Here is a 15,013-nt window from a genome sequence, read left to right as displayed (position 1 = left end):
AGATATTACCATTTTTTTTCTCTATCTATGTCTTCTGTAGTAAGATAAGAAAAATCGATTCCCATTAATTCTAAAATTTTCAAGAACATTTCTGTATCCATTTCCATGATTTCTGCGGCTTTATGAAGACTGATGATGCGAGAAACTAAAGCACCCACCACAAAAATAAATTGTTCTTTTTGTTCAATACTATCAAATAATTGTATTTCGGCGGCAATTTCTTGAAAAGTAATCGAAGTATTCATTGTCTTGCTAAGTTTCATCAATTAAGACATATCTAACTTAATTTTAACGCAAAATCAACCCAACAAACTGCCCTTATCTCAATCTTTTAAATTATAGACAACAAATAAGGTGCATTATACTCTGTTAATGCACCCGATCAGAAAAGCGATCGCACTTCATCAATTAACTCCGAGTTCGCCTTTTGAATTCCTCAATTCTTTTCTCTATCACTCTAGGGTTCGGGTTTTCCCAGTCATCTAGAGAATTATAAAGAATTGCTGGAATTAATACTTTTCTCTTTTTGTCAAATTTTATGTTAAGAAATATGTGACTATAGGATCGAGAAAACGGGTTTCTTAAAGAAACCCGTTTTCTTGACTCTGAGTCAAGTTAATCAGGTGGCTGGTAGGAGAAATCAAGGTTTAACCGCACCGAATTTAATTTGATTTTCTCTGATTCATGAATAAACCTGATGAAAAAAAAAAAAAAAAAAATAAGCATACTTTATATCCTATTGACGGTAGAAAAAAACGGTCTTAGGATGATGGAAACCATTAATTGATGGTTTGATAGTTTTTAAGCTTAACCCGCACTGCGGGTTAAATAGTTGGGGAGGTTTTGGGGACGGCGAACGGTGTATATTCCAGCAGTAAGCTCAGACGCATTTAAATTTAGATTGTCGATGCTTGAAGCCTTTGGCTGACATCGATTACTCGATCAACTTAAATGTCGAAAAGCTTAACACCATGGTAACACTATGATGAGTTGATGTACTCTAAGGATAGCATATTGAAATATTGAGTCAATGCAAGTTATTTAAATAATAGATGACACATTATGTTTTTAATAAAACATCCAGATCCGAAGCTAAACATTCCTTGGTATTTAACTCAAATTAGTTTTTTGCTGTTGCCTATCAACCCCTTATGGGGAATGTTAGTTATTTGTACAGCGATTATAATAATTTTTAGATTAAAATATAGAGTCATTATTTCTCAATATATTAATTGGGGATTTGCTATCTTAGGTGGCTCATTAATAATGACCAGCCTTTTTGCCTTTGATCGGGTTTCTGCCATCTCTGGATTGATAAATTTTTTCCCTTACTTCATTATTTTTGCTGGACTCAGCCAACTACTTTACTCAGTGAGTACATTAGAACAATTAGCAAGGATAATATACTTTGGTTCAGTTCCTATAACCGTGTTAGGCTTTGGACAAATTTGGTGGGGGTTACAAGGAGAAATACAAAATATATTGATCCCTGGATGGTATTTAAGAGCAATGGGCAATCCTTCTGGTAGGATGTCATCTTTATTTTATCATGCTAATTTTCTAGCAAGTTTTCTAACTATTATTTGGGTGTTGGGACTGGGCTTAATAATTCTAGAGTTAAGAAAATCGAATACTGATAAAAAATTTTTTTATCTTAGTCTGCTTTTGGTGATCAATTCCCTAACATTTATTGCTCTAATTTTAACTCATTCTCGTAATGGTTGGATGACTACATTAGTAACTTGTCTTGCTTTTGCTATTTATTTAGGCTGGCGATGGATTTTGCTAACAGTAGCAATCGTGAGCGGGGCGATTATTATCGCTGCTTTTGGCAATCCTCCAGTAAGAGATTGGTTTAGATTAATTGTTCCAATGTTTATTTGGGCTCGAATAAACGATCAATTTTATCCTAATCGAGATGTAGAAACTCTCCGAATAACTCTGTGGAAATTCTCCTGGCATTTAGCCCTTAAGTCACCTTGGAAAGGATGGGGTTTAGGAAGTTTTAAACATCTCTATCAGCCTCAATCTCAGATAGTAATAGGACATTCACACAACTTAACACTGATGCTTCTGTCTGAAGTGGGGATTCCCTGGACAGTTTTTTTCTATTTTTTAGTTGGCTGGATATTGGCAAAAGGGATTATACTTTTAACCAAAATAAATCTGGATAACTCAGAAGAAAAATTGATTATATTTACTTATTTAACAGCTTTTTTTGCTTCTATATTATTTCATGTCTTTGATGTTACTATTTTTGATGAAAGAGTCAATCTTATATCTTGGTCGATTTTGTCAGCGATTCATGGCTTAACAAATAATAAAAAAAGAAAATATTTTACCTAAACTAAATATTCTTGTAAATGCTCATGAAATTCAGTATTGTTATCACAACATATAATCGCTTACCATTTTTAAAATGGTCATTAGAATCGGCACTCAATCAAACTATAAATTGCGAAATTATTGTTGTAGATGATGCTTCTTCTGATCAAACTGAAGAATATATCAAGCAATTAGGTGAGCGAGTTATATATCATCGCAACTCGATAAATTTAGGACATTCAGAAAGTGTTAATATTGGAGTCAAAATTGCCAAAGGAGAATGGATTAAGCTGATTGATGATGATGATTATATTACGCCTGAATGTATCGAAACTATCAGCAGATATCTCGTTTATTTTCCTGATGCTGTTATTTGCTCTTGTCAGGCAAAAAAAATTGATATAATAGGCAACATTATCGATGATAAACATCAAGTTCAATTTAATAATTTAGCTCTTTGTATTCGGCAAGAAGACATACACTACGGTATGCTTTTGGATATCTGTCCTTTGGGAACACCTGTTCAAGTTGCTTTTCAAAAAAAAGCATTTTTGCGATCGGGAGGCTGGGATAAAGACTTTGACGGTAATTATGATGATATTAACTCATGGATAGAAATTGCCAAGTACGGCGATGCTGTATTTGTCGGTAAGTGTCTATGTTTTAAAAGAGTATGGTCGGGATGTTGCAATAGCAATATATCAATAAAAGAGCGATACAAAAAAAATATTTTAATCAAACAAAAAATTTATGATATGGTACATCCTAAACATCGGAAAAAGTTACCAGAATTGTCAGTTATAGAAGGTTATATTTGCCTGCATTGGCTTTTGATTTATATCAAAAAATTAAACATAAAAATTGTCCTAGAATTGATCCGCTATGATGCAATTAATTGGGATGCTTTAAAATTGATGTTTAAAATAATATGTATAAAAAGATTTAGGCTTTTATTTAAAGAACTTTTACCAGAATTACAGCAAATTGATATTAAATAATGGTACAGCCAATACCCGACTAGATGCCGAAATACTAATGTTTTTTTGTTTGTCTAGGATTTAAGAGATTTCCTGTTGCTTTTCAATAGCACGGGCAATGAGAGGAGCTTTTCTTGCTAATCCCTCTAGGGTGATTTCACCTTGTTCATACATTCTAAACAACGGGAAGCAAACCTCAAATCCAAGCGGGGAAATCTGTTGCGCTTGCGAGGTGTTTCTGAGATTTCGGCAGCTACAGGGGAAACTAACGCCCCAACCGATTATTTAACCTATCTGATCGAGAAGTATTCCGTAATGCGAGTTCTGATTGATACCAATGTCATTCTTGATTTTCTACAAGAACGAGAGCTATTTGTGGAAAACGCAGCAAGATTATTTGAGCGTATTGATGCTGGGGAAATTCAGGGATTTATCGCATCAACGACAATAACTAACATTAGTGGATAGAATGCACAAAATTAGCATTCAGGTCTTGATTCAGCAACGCCTTTGACACTGGCAATGATTTGTCCGATGTCTTGAGGAGTGGCACCTGTTGCCAACAGCGATGGGATAAGCAATTCCAGTGAAACTGACGGATCGCCATTTTCAGCTTTGGCAATCCGAGGTTGACTAGAGCCGATTTTATTGGCCAGTTCACTTTGAGTCATTATCTTCTGCCGCTGACTTTTCAAACTTTTGCTAAGAGCTAGTTTGATTTCAACAAGGATAATCTCTTCGGGCGTTAACTCTAAAAAGTCGGAAACGGTTCCGATTTTCCAGCCTTTTGATGCCAAAAGCCCTTTTTTAGTCTCTTCCATCCTCTTATTCCTGCTGATCAGTATCGTATTTACTCAAGCGTTTCTTACAAACCTCAATTACACTTTTGGGTGTTGCTCTTGTTGTCTTATTAAACACCTCAATAATCAAGATTGCATCTTCATCAATTCGATAAATAATCCTCCAATTTTTATCGATGTCTCTAATGCGTAGCTCATGACAATGATAGCCTACACTTGGCATAGGACGCGAATGTGGCAAACCAAGAGGTTCGCCTTCCTGTAGTTGCCTGAGTAAGACACCTGCTTCGATCCGTGCTTCTAAACTGAAAGGTGGGGTCTTGATCTCACCATGCAGCCAAGCTAAAGGTTTGCTTTGATCAGCCATGATGTATTTATATCATATCTGATGTACTAAAATATGGCAATCGCCTCACTACTATCTAACAATTCAAAGGTGGCGGAGCGACGAAATATGAACAGCTAACCTACTTTGAGCAACTCTCAAACTGATTGGTAACGATTGGATGCAATCAGCGATATTGATAGCGACGTGTGAGATTATTCTTGAGATAATAAATGGCTGGTTATAATTAAATTAACAATGGATTTTAGGTTCGATCCCCCCTTAGTCCCCCCTTAATAAGGGGGGCATCTGATAATTTTTAACGTCTACCTAATTATAAGGCCGATGTCTGATAACTGTTAACTGAGCGCTGAATTTAACTTCTTAAAGAAACTTGGAACTGTTTAACTAAAGCTTCTCGCACTTTTGTCATTAAGGGTTCCACATCTTCATCGGTTAAAGTTCGATCGCTGGCACGATAGACTAAACTAAAGGCCAAACTACAATGATTTTCTGGTACATTCTGCCCCTGATAGCGATCGAATAATTCGACTTTTTCTAAGAGATTACCCCCAGCATTTTTGATAGTTTTTGTCAATCTATCTACGGGTATATCTGTGGAAACAAAGAAGGCGATATCTCGTGCCGCCCCCGGATAGGTAGAATAGACCTGTAAACGTGGGGTAATTTTGGCACTATCGCTAAGAGTTGCTAACAGGATCGGGAACTGGATTTCAAAGGCATAAACTGCCTCAATTAATCCCTTTTGCTGACGCAATTGCGGGTGTAGTTGACCAAAAATTCCTAAGGGTTGTTTACCAATCCCTAAAGATGCTGTTCGTCCGGGATGAAAACGCGCATCTTCGGCATATTTTTCGTAGCTTACTGTCAGCGAAAGGCGATCGAATACTGCTTCTAAAATCCCTTTTGCTTCGTACCAAGTCATGGCCACCTCTTTACCCGATCGCAGCCAACGTCCAGCAGGGAAGAAATCACCGCCAAAAATACCGGCAATTGCATCGTATTCCTTGATATTATCCGATTCTAAGCGGAAAACTCGCCCGATCTCGAAGCCATTTAAGGCCCCGTTACCCTGAGACTGATTATACTCAAACGCTTCGATTAAACCGTCGAGGAGATTAGTCCGCAAAGCAGAATACTCGACAAAAAGGGGATTAGCGAGGACAACTTCCGCTAATTCCGGTTTAACGAGGGAATACTGGACTAATTCCGTCAAACCGACTGCTCGAAAAGCTTCCCGCAGCCGACGCTGTATAGTTTCCTCAAAGGATAATCCTCCGGCTGCGGTTTTTGCCGGCAAAGTATCGACAAAGCGATCATATCCGTACAGTCGCGCCACTTCTTCAATTAAGTCAATTTCTCGTTCTAAATCCCGATAACGGTAGTCTGGCACTGTTACAGTCCACAGAACAGGATTTTTCGAGGTTAACTGCAATTCACAGCCTAAATTGCCTAAAATCCGTTCCACATCTTCGGCGAGAATTTCACCGATCGCACCATTATCTAGGGTAACTTGACCCAGTAGCTGCTGCAAACGTTCTAAACGCAATTCGATCGAACGACTGGACTGATCGGCGCGATAATCAGCTTTAACCTGACTGCTGACAGTTCCCCCAGCTAACTCTAGAATCAAATCGATCGCCCTTTGACAAGCATATTCCAAAGCGGCGGGATTAACACCGCGTTCATAGCGTCCGGAAGATTCGCTGCGTAAACCCTGCGCTTTCGAGGAACGACGGATAGCGATCGGATCGAATAAAGCCGACTCTAGCACAAGATTAACGGTTTCCTCGTTAACTTCCGTATCTTGACCTCCCATCACTCCCGCTAAAGCTACCGGCTTATTATTGGCAGTAATTAATAAATTAAGCTCTTTTAAGCTTCTTTCCTGACCATCAAGGCTAATAATTTTTTCCCCTTCCTCGGCAAAACGGACCCCAATAGTAACGGATTTACCTCCGGCAAAACTTTGTAAACGATCGCGATCGAAAGCGTGTAAGGGTTGTCCCCACTCCAAAAGTACATAATTAGTAATATCGACCACATTATTGATCGATCGCAATCCGGCAGCCTGTAAACGCTGTTGCAACCATAGCGGAGATGGGCCAATTTTTACCCCCTCGATCACCGTACCAATATAAGCAGGACAAGCTTTATTTTCTGATATTTCCAGCGTTAAATCTTTTTTAGGGGAAAATTCCTGTAATTTGACTTTTGGTAGGCTTAATTCTCCTCCTGTCAAAGCCGCTACTTCTCGCGCGACTCCGATCATACTCAAAGCATCGGCACGGTTAGCGGTGGGAGAAATATCTAAAATCACCTCATCGAGTCCTAAAAGGGGACGAACATCTGTACCTAAAGGGAGATTTTCCTGGCTAAAAATGTGGATTCCTTCAGAATCTTTAGTTAATCCTAATTCCGCGAGGGAACAGATCATCCCTTCCGATTTTACCCCGCGCAATTTAGCCGGTTTAATCGTTAAATTGATTTTGGCTAAATGAGTTCCCAAAGTAGCCACGGGAACTAGAATATCAGCCCTAGCATTGGGCGCACCACAGACAATTGTACTAGGGTTTTCCTGACCGATATCCACCTGACAGACACTTAGTTTATCTGCATTGGGATGGGGTTGGCGATCGATAATTTTACCAATAACCACACCCTTTGCCCATTCTCGGCGATCCTCGATCTCTTCCACTTCTATTCCCGCAATTGTCAATAATTCGGCTAATTCTTGGGGAGATTGGGCGACTTTGACTAATTCTCGTAACCAGTTGATCGAAATCCGCATCGTTAATTCTTGCTTGCCGTTGGTTCTTAACTATTGTAAACCGTGGGTAGTCAATGATTTAGAGATTAGGGCCGATCGGCTGTTAGAATATTAGGGGCAAGATGGAAGGACTGTGTAAATAACCGCTCATTTTCCTTGGCCAAGGGTGATATTATCTTGGAACAGATTACCGATAATTTGGGGAGATAATCAGTAGTTAGCTATCTATATCAAAAAGGATTATTGATGCCACCCGATCAAATAGAAAACCTCCTCAAGGGAATTTTGAGACAATACCAAAGTTCTTTTAGTGACAAAATCTATGGAGAAGAAAATGATGATTATGATCCGCTTATGAGGGTATTTGGAATTACTCCTAGTTTAAAAAGGGAAAATCGTCAGTATTGGGGCAGGGAACTAGGAATGTGTTGGCAACGTCTGGTGACAGAAGTTTTTAAGGCTAATTGTTTAGATTATCAACCGGCTTTAAAGATTGCAGATGATCAACCTTGTGACTGCATTTTAGGTAGAGATGCCATTGATACTAAATATAGAATTGGTTCGGGAGATTCTGGCACACTTAAAAAGTTTAAACAGTATGGAAAACTATTACAGGAAAGAGGACTTAGACCTATTTTACTGATTGTGCGAGAGGATAACTTACCAGCAGCGATTAAAGCTTGTCATCTGGGTGGCTGGATCGTTTTGCAGAGCCAACAAAGTTTTGATTATATACTTGATCGCAGTGGGTTCGATTTGCTGAAAGCTTTTGATAAATTTTCTGAAACACAGGAGTTTTATATTGCCCGATGAATATCTCAAAAAGATGGCAACTTCTGCACGGTGATTGTAGCCAACTTCTCACTTTACTAGAAGAATCTAGTATATCTTGTGTGATCACAGATCCACCCTATAATTATGAGTTCATTGGCAGAAATTGGGATCATGATGAAATCCAAAGACGCAGAGAACGCATTCAAAACAGTTCCACACTGGTAAAAAATATTCCCTATGGAAGTGGGTTAGCTGGTGGGGTTCGCAATGAGCGTTGGTATCAACGCAATCGCGAAAATGTGGTCAATTATATTGAATGGGCAACAGATTGGTCAAAGGAACTAATGCGTGTTTGTAAAAGGGGGGCTGTTGTCGCTGTTTTTAGTAGCACAAGAACACTAGCTCATATTCAGATTGCTCTTGAAAATGCCGGTTTTTATGCTAGAGATGTGCTGGTTTATAGACGACATTCAGGCATTCCCAAAGGATTAAATATTGAGAAAAAACTTGACAAAATTGGTGATACTAATGCCAAACAATGGCAAGGTTGGCATACTTGCCTGAGAAATGAATGGGAAGCTATAGTTATTGTGCAGAAGCCTCTAAAAAACAATTATATTGAAACTATACAAATGACTGGATTAGGTCCCTTCAAAGCTATACTAAGTGACGGCTCTTTTCAATCCAATATTTTAGAGGGCTTTTCTAAAGGACGGGATGAAAATTTTGATGAGCATTGTACGATTAAACCTTTATCATTGATTAGAAAACTGCTCGAGTTATTTCTACCACAGGATAACAGTCATATAGTTCTAGATCCTTTTGCTGGAACGGGTACAACTTTAATTGCCGCTCTAGAATTAGGTTATCAGACTATTGGTATTGAAATTGAAGATCAGTATATTAATATCATTCAACAACGTTTGGGGGAATATTTTGGCAAGATCGGCCAGGAATTTGAGGTATTTGATTAGTCAATCAAAAAGTTAACAATAACAACCGCTACGGTAGAAAATCGGCTCGACAATAAATCCCTCGGAGAATTAAGGATAGTTAGTCAAGCTGAGGACATAATTAGTAATATCGACCAGATTATTGAGCGATCGCAATCTGGCAGCCTGTAAACGCTGTTGCAACCATAGCGGAGATGGGCGAATTTTTACCCCCTCGATCACCGTACCAATATAAGCAGGACAAGCTTTATTTTCTGATATTTCCAGAGATAAATCTTTTTTAGGGGAAAATTCCCGTAATTTCACTTTTGGTAGGCTTAATCCTCCCCCCAGTTGATCGAAATCCCCATCGTTAATTCTTGCTTGCCGTTGGTTCTTAACTATTGTAAACCGTGGGTAGTCACCACGACCAGGTTGGCCGGAAAATGATTGCTACTAAAAAAAAGAGCCACAAATGAGTTATAATACAAAGGTTTTATCGTAAAAATTGCAAATTTTATCTTTGATCCTAGCTATTTCAGTTGTTATCGGCAATATTGTAGGAGCCAGTAAAAATGACTCGGCTTTTTGAAAGTTTACGAATCAGTGGTTATCGTGGTTTTGAACAAATAGAACTGTCTTCTCTAGGACAGGTGAACATTTTTGTCGGTAATAATAATTCTGGCAAAACTAGCATTCTCGAAGCTGTTTCAATTGTTTGTAATCCCCTCGATCCCTTTCAGTGGCTAGAAGTGGCCCAACGTCGATTATATCTAGGCAGAACATCTTTAATGCGACCGGATTTGGAAGCAATTAAATGGGTTTTCTTTCGTCAGAATAATCTTGCTAGTAACCCATACTATCAAGGACAAATTTCGATCAAGTGTACTGGAAATTCACCGATTAAAAATCTAGCAGCTAATCTCACCGATATTTACGGTGCGAGCAACGAAAAAGGCAACCCAGAAAAGTTCATTGATGATTCCACCAATTCGGAAACCGATCTGGTTATCAATGGGTTAGAATTAAGTGTTACCGCCCATATTTTAGAGCAAGGCAGTTTCCTTAGTGTAGATAATGAACAAGTATTTCAGTTTTGGGAAAAAGAGCGTTTTATTCAAAGGAAACGACAAAAAATACTGGTGGAAAATGCCACCATATTTCCTGCTTATTTGTCCTCAGAACCAATTCTAGATAGACTATCCAAAATCATCCTAAAGGAAGAAAATAACAAAGATGATATCCTAAATTTAATTCGGTTATTTGACGAGGAAATCACCGACCTACAAATACTTTCACCCAACAATAGACCAACTCTTTATATAGAACATAAACAGCTTGGTTTTGCTCCTCTCTATGTGTTTGGTGACGGATTTAAAAGAACCTTAGTTATGGTGCTTAGTTTGTTGACAATTACCGATGGGGTACTTCTGATTGATGAAATCGAGACATCTATTCATATTTCTGCATTAAGTCGTGTATTTTCTTGGTTAATTAACACCTGTAATCAAAGAAGAATTCAACTTTTTGTAACTACCCATAGTTTAGAAGCAGTTGATGCCATGCTACAGTCAGAAAAGTCCATAGAAAACGTGGTAGCTTTTCGGTTAAATTCTCCAAGGGAAAAACCTCAAAGATTTTCGGGCGATTTATTGCATAGATTGCGTTGGGAACGCGGGTTAGATGTGAGGTAAAGATGGTGAGATACTGCTATATTGTTGTCGAAGGTCCGCAGGATGTCGAATTCTTAATTGGTTTACTTAAATTTTATGGCTTAAAGCGAGTTATTCATTTATCTTCATTGGATAAATTTTGGGAAACACTTATCCCGAAAACTTATCCACTAGATGATGATTTAACCAAAAGAGTACCAGTACCATCTTTTGTTCAAAATGAGCAATTATCAATCGCTTTACATAGTGCTATTGGCGATACACGCATAGCGCAAACCATCGAAGAAAGTCTCAAGTTTATTCAACCTTCACAGCTTTTTAGTGTGGGGATTTTTGCCGATGCTGATTACAGGGAAACACCTCAAGAAAGGTTCAATAAACTAATTACTAAGTTATCGGATATTGACTTACCAAATTTGCTACCACCTTCTCAAATTGGTCAAGTTAACAATCATTCGCCTCGCTGTGGTATTTTCATCGCTCCTAACAATCGTGAGCAAGGAACTTTAGAAGATATTCTCCTCGAATGTGCTAAGATAAATTATCCTGATTTACTCAATCTTTCTCAAACCTACATAGAAAGTATTGACAGGAATCAGTTAACTAAAAATGATCTAGAAGATTTTAAAAAACCAGCAGGTGAAAAGAAAGCAATTATATCCAGTATTAGTAGTATATTAAGACCGGGTAAAGCCCTACAAGTTTCCCTACAAGATAATCGCTGGCTAGATAAGCAAACCCTAGAATTAGAGAGCATCAAGCTTATTAAAAATTTCCTTGAGCAGATTATCGGACTTTGAGAAAAAAAGCTAATTGAATAGCTGCTATCGAAATTATCCCCATCTCCCCTAAAAACAAGCTATCCTAAAGATTGCCATCCCGTTGCGATTCTATCCGTGCCTTACTATTCCCAATATCCCGACGCTTTTACTCCCAGTTATCTGAGCGAACTACAAGGACAGATTCTCGCTTGTCCCCACTTCACAGTTAACAATTTAAATCGAGATTTCGTTAAAACCAAAGGCTTTTCTATCGCTTTTCGACGCACACAAATCAGCGAAGTCGAACGAATTTTTCCCTATTTTAAACCCTATCTCGATCGCAGTTTACAAGCTGAATGCAACGCTTTTTATCTTAACCCCTTACTCCTACAAACCGGTTCACGGGTAGATCCCCATATCGATCGCTCCCTGCGCTCCTATTGTAAAACGATCGCTCCCCCGCTCCTAGTTAGCGTCCTTTATGTGCAGGTTCCTAGGGATATTCAAGGGGGGGAACTGGTACTAGCAAACCGTCATCGTTCCGTGGCCCAGATTCGTCCTTGTGCTAACACCCTGATCCTCTTTCAAGGAGATCTCACCCATTCAGTTAATCCCGTTAGCTGTTCTGGTATTCGTCTGAGTCTTGTCTGCGAACAATATCGTTTAGATGCCGAAGAATTGCGAGAGATTCCCGAAATGCAGATAGAATCGCGAACCATAAAACCAGAAAAGAAAAAAAAGAAAGATCGGGTCGTTGCCCTACAATAAAAGGACATTTTTGTAAAGATATTCTAGATGGTGATGCGCGAACCGATCGTCGAATTAAGGGGAGTAACTAAAGCTTTCGGCAAGAAAGTAATCTTAAATAACGTCGATCTGAAAGTGTACGAAGGGGAAGCGATCGGCGTGATCGGTCCATCGGGTACGGGAAAATCGACGATTTTGCGCTTAGTCGCCGGATTACTGGCCCCCGATCGAGGAGAAGTGTACATATACGGCACAAAACGCCAGAGAACCGTAGAACAGGGGGAAGATCCCCTCGGTGTTGGTCTAGTTTTCCAACAATCGGCCCTTTTTGACTCCCTCACCGTCGGGGAAAATGTCGGTTTTGCTCTCTATCGCCACTCAAAGCTAAAACGAGCCGAAATCCGCGATTTAGTGGAAGAAAAACTGGATTTAGTGGGAATGTCCGGTTCCTACGACCTCTATCCCTCTGAAATATCCGGAGGGATGCGAAAACGCGTCAGTTTAGCCCGGGCAATTATCAGCGATCCCTCGATCGCCGCCGATCGATCGAATATTCTCCTTTACGATGAACCCACTGCTGGACTGGATCCCGTCGCTTCTACCCGCATCCAGACGGTAATTATGGAACTTCTCAAGCTAAAAAAAGCCTGTGGGGCCCATCTGATTGTCACCCACGTCCACAGCACCATCGAAAATACCACCGATCGCATCGTTTTTCTCTATAAAGGTCAATTTCAATGGGTTGGACCGACTCAAGAGGCTTATCACTCGGAAATCCCCGTACTCAAGCAATTTTTTACCGGCAGTATCGACGGACCAATTCAGTGATCAGTGATCACTGATCACTGAAATCCCCCGATTTCTCCTGTAAGATACTGTTTAGAGATGAGGAGTAATTATTTATGGAAGCTGGCGGTTCACAACGGGGGATTTCCCCAACTCTGCGGCAAAGTGGTATCGGTTTAATGTTACTGACATCGGGGGGAATATTAATCTGGTTTCTCGCTTGGTTAAGTAATTTTAGCTTTGGGGGACGCAGTTATCGAGCCACCTTTCTTTTTCCTAATGTGGGTGGCATGATGGTGGGAACCCGCGTCGGTTATCGGGGAGTGAGAATCGGGCAAGTGACGGCAATTACCCCAGAACCGGAGGGAGTCGCCGTAGAAGTGGAGATTTCGCCGGCAGATCGCCTAATTCCCAGTAATTCCCTCATCGAAGCCATTCAATCCGGTTTAGTCGGTGAAACCACGATCGATATTACTCCCCTGCAAGCTTTACCCGTCGGTGGTGTTAAAGAACCCCCTTTGAGTCCTAACTGTAATGGGGAGGTGATTATCTGTAACGGTTCCCGTTTACAAGGGCAATCGGCGCTAAATGTCAATACCCTGATCAGATCTTTACTGAGAATTTCTAATCTAGTTAGCGATCCCGATATGGTGGCCGGATTTCGTTCTTTTACCCAACGCGCTGCCAATGCCTTGGGGGGACTCGATCGCTTTAGTGGTGAGGCAACCACTGCTTTAAGCGAGGTACGTCGCAGCGGTACTCTAGGTAAAGTTAATTCGGGGATGAGATCTCTAGAATCCTTACCCCAAGTATCCGGTTCCCTCGATCGCCTTTCTAGTGATCTTTCCGGTGTCGGGGGATTGAGTCAGGAAGCGACTACTTTACTGAGAAGTTTACAGGGAAGTGGCGGCCTGAGAAATTTAGACGCTACCCTAGTAGAGGCCCGAAAAACGCTGCTTTTGGTGGGACAAACCACCGAAGAACTGCGGGTTTTTTTGGCAGCTAATCAAAATCGTTTAATTGCTACTCTCGATAGTATCAAAACTACTAGCGATCGCCTACAAACTACTCTCGCTGCTTTGGATCCGATCCTGACGCAAGTGCAGAAAAGCCAAATCATCGAGAATTTAAACACTATTTCGGCAAATGCTGTTAAATTAAGTGAAAATTTGGGAAATTTTACCGCTTATCTCTCCGATCCTGCCACTGTTGTCACCCTACAGCAACTCCTCGACTCCTCTCGTGCTGCTTTTGCCAATCTTCAGAAAATCACCTCCGATGTGGATGAAATTACCGGTAATCCGCAACTGCGACAGGAAATTATCCGTTTAATCCAGGGTTTAAGTCGTTTGGTTTCTTCTAGCGAACAACTACAGCAGGAATTCGCCCAAGGTCAAGCAATGACAAGAATGGCCGCCCAAATTGCGACAATAGCCCCAAATCCCCCCGCTAATACCCCAGAAAAAGACGCTAAAAAACCTGAATCTGAGTAGCAGAATTTGGGGTTAGGGGTTGGGAAAAAAAAGTCCGAGCATTTGTACTAAATTGTTTCAAGACCCTGCTAGTGTGCCTAATTTTTTGTCATAGCTAAATGAGGAATTTCTTCACCATGTTGACGATAACTTTCTTTAACGCCTTCCCAAGCTACAATTAATTCATTGAGTGCTGTTTGGGGGCTATCAGCAAAAGCGGAAACGCTAGGCATTTCTACTAAGTATGCTATCCAATCTCTCTCCTCATCTTGGAAGATATTAATGCTAAAACCGTTAAAATCCTCGGTGGTTGGATTCATTTTCTTCCTCCTGTATTTTTAAAAATTGTTTAACTTGATAAGCTTTCGCTTCACCGTTTTTTGTCGGTTGAATAGATAGACGGACTCTCTTGGATGAATACCAAATGTGATGACTTCCTGTTTGATGGTCAAAAGTCCAACCACAAAGATTAAGCAAACTCTCAAATTCGCTAAAACGTAATCCTTGAGGTGAGTTTTTGGCCTTTTCTAGCAGTCTTTCTTTTTTTCCCATCGATCGATCACAACGAACTCAATCTATTTTAGCTTAAAGTTAAAAGAAGGAGATCGCATTTATACATTAGAGATAGAATGCAATTCGCCCATACAATC

The 15,013-nt window shown here is 39.9% G+C and carries 16 protein-coding genes and 1 pseudogene; 10 read left to right on the top strand and 7 right to left on the bottom strand.

The window, feature by feature from the left end; genetic code table 11:
- Positions 1–5: 5 nt before the first annotated feature.
- Positions 6–245: a UPF0175 family protein gene (locus tag H6G48_RS21545; protein WP_190723139.1), complete on the bottom strand. Its 240-nt coding sequence runs from the start codon at positions 243–245 to the stop codon at positions 6–8.
- 817 nt (positions 246–1,062) lie between these two features.
- On the opposite strand from H6G48_RS21545, the gene H6G48_RS21540 reads away from it, so the two are divergent.
- From H6G48_RS21540 to H6G48_RS26560, 3 genes are all read left to right on the top strand, one after another.
- Positions 1,063–2,346 (top strand): O-antigen ligase family protein, encoded by a 1,284-nt coding sequence (locus H6G48_RS21540; RefSeq protein ID WP_190723138.1) that lies wholly within the window; start codon positions 1,063–1,065, stop codon positions 2,344–2,346.
- Positions 2,347–2,369: 23 nt separating this feature from the next.
- Positions 2,370–3,323, top strand: a complete 954-nt coding sequence (locus H6G48_RS21535) for a glycosyltransferase family 2 protein (RefSeq protein WP_242034725.1) — start codon at positions 2,370–2,372, stop codon at positions 3,321–3,323.
- A 141-nt stretch (positions 3,324–3,464) separates the two neighbouring features.
- Positions 3,465–3,770, top strand: a complete 306-nt coding sequence (locus H6G48_RS26560; RefSeq protein WP_242034724.1) for a type II toxin-antitoxin system VapC family toxin — start codon at positions 3,465–3,467, stop codon at positions 3,768–3,770.
- A gap of 11 nt (positions 3,771–3,781) precedes the next feature.
- On the opposite strand, the gene H6G48_RS21525 is transcribed toward H6G48_RS26560, so the two are convergent.
- The 3 genes from H6G48_RS21525 to pheT all read right to left on the bottom strand — a co-directional run bounded on the left by H6G48_RS21525 (position 3,782) and on the right by pheT (position 7,239).
- A complete protein-coding gene (locus tag H6G48_RS21525) occupies positions 3,782–4,123 on the bottom strand; it encodes a helix-turn-helix domain-containing protein (RefSeq protein WP_190723136.1) in 342 nt (113 codons plus the stop codon).
- Between the two features lie 4 nt (positions 4,124–4,127).
- Complete coding sequence (locus H6G48_RS21520; protein WP_002763716.1) at positions 4,128–4,469, bottom strand: type II toxin-antitoxin system RelE/ParE family toxin; 342 nt, start codon at positions 4,467–4,469, stop codon at positions 4,128–4,130.
- Between the two features lie 334 nt (positions 4,470–4,803).
- Positions 4,804–7,239, bottom strand: coding sequence for a phenylalanine--tRNA ligase subunit beta (gene pheT / locus H6G48_RS21515; RefSeq protein ID WP_190723135.1), 2,436 nt, complete (start codon positions 7,237–7,239; stop codon positions 4,804–4,806).
- A gap of 225 nt (positions 7,240–7,464) precedes the next feature.
- Between pheT and H6G48_RS21510 the strand changes: the two genes are divergently transcribed.
- The gene (locus tag H6G48_RS21510; protein ID WP_190723134.1) at positions 7,465–8,031 is read left to right on the top strand and encodes a restriction endonuclease; all 567 of its coding nucleotides are present in this window, start codon (positions 7,465–7,467) and stop codon (positions 8,029–8,031) included.
- Entirely contained in the window at positions 8,028–8,966 is a 939-nt protein-coding gene (locus H6G48_RS21505) for a DNA-methyltransferase (protein WP_190723133.1), read from the top strand. The genes H6G48_RS21510 and H6G48_RS21505 overlap by 4 nt, the downstream gene beginning before the upstream one ends.
- 69 nt (positions 8,967–9,035) lie before the next feature.
- Here the strand turns inward: H6G48_RS21505 and H6G48_RS21500 are convergent.
- Positions 9,036–9,275, bottom strand: a pseudogene (locus tag H6G48_RS21500) (phenylalanine--tRNA ligase beta subunit-related protein); the annotation flags it as partial.
- 224 nt (positions 9,276–9,499) lie between these two features.
- On the opposite strand from H6G48_RS21500, the gene H6G48_RS21495 reads away from it, so the two are divergent.
- The 5 genes from H6G48_RS21495 to H6G48_RS21475 all read left to right on the top strand — a co-directional run bounded on the left by H6G48_RS21495 (position 9,500) and on the right by H6G48_RS21475 (position 14,384).
- The gene (locus H6G48_RS21495; protein WP_190723132.1) at positions 9,500–10,618 is read left to right on the top strand and encodes an AAA family ATPase; all 1,119 of its coding nucleotides are present in this window, start codon (positions 9,500–9,502) and stop codon (positions 10,616–10,618) included.
- A gap of 2 nt (positions 10,619–10,620) precedes the next feature.
- Positions 10,621–11,397, top strand: a complete 777-nt coding sequence (locus tag H6G48_RS21490; RefSeq protein ID WP_190723131.1) for a DUF3226 domain-containing protein — start codon at positions 10,621–10,623, stop codon at positions 11,395–11,397.
- A gap of 96 nt (positions 11,398–11,493) precedes the next feature.
- Complete coding sequence (locus tag H6G48_RS21485) at positions 11,494–12,126, top strand: 2OG-Fe(II) oxygenase (protein WP_190723130.1); 633 nt, start codon at positions 11,494–11,496, stop codon at positions 12,124–12,126.
- Between the two features lie 27 nt (positions 12,127–12,153).
- Complete coding sequence (locus H6G48_RS21480; RefSeq protein WP_159297613.1) at positions 12,154–12,933, top strand: ABC transporter ATP-binding protein; 780 nt, start codon at positions 12,154–12,156, stop codon at positions 12,931–12,933.
- Positions 12,934–13,007: 74 nt separating this feature from the next.
- The gene (locus tag H6G48_RS21475) at positions 13,008–14,384 is read left to right on the top strand and encodes an MlaD family protein (RefSeq protein WP_190723129.1); all 1,377 of its coding nucleotides are present in this window, start codon (positions 13,008–13,010) and stop codon (positions 14,382–14,384) included.
- Positions 14,385–14,461: 77 nt separating this feature from the next.
- Here H6G48_RS21475 and H6G48_RS21470 read toward each other — a convergent pair whose 3' ends face one another.
- Positions 14,462–14,683, bottom strand: coding sequence for a type II toxin-antitoxin system HicB family antitoxin (locus H6G48_RS21470; protein WP_190723128.1), 222 nt, complete (start codon positions 14,681–14,683; stop codon positions 14,462–14,464).
- Positions 14,658–14,915 (bottom strand): type II toxin-antitoxin system HicA family toxin, encoded by a 258-nt coding sequence (locus tag H6G48_RS21465; RefSeq protein WP_190723127.1) that lies wholly within the window; start codon positions 14,913–14,915, stop codon positions 14,658–14,660. The genes H6G48_RS21470 and H6G48_RS21465 overlap by 26 nt, the downstream gene beginning before the upstream one ends.
- Positions 14,916–15,013: the final 98 nt, after the last annotated feature.

The organism is Microcystis flos-aquae FACHB-1344, from assembly GCF_014698375.1.
In the GTDB taxonomy this organism is placed as follows: Bacteria; Cyanobacteriota; Cyanobacteriia; order Cyanobacteriales; family Microcystaceae; genus Microcystis; species Microcystis aeruginosa.
Note: the sequence above shows the minus strand (reverse complement) of the source record. Positions and strands in the feature narration are given on the sequence as shown.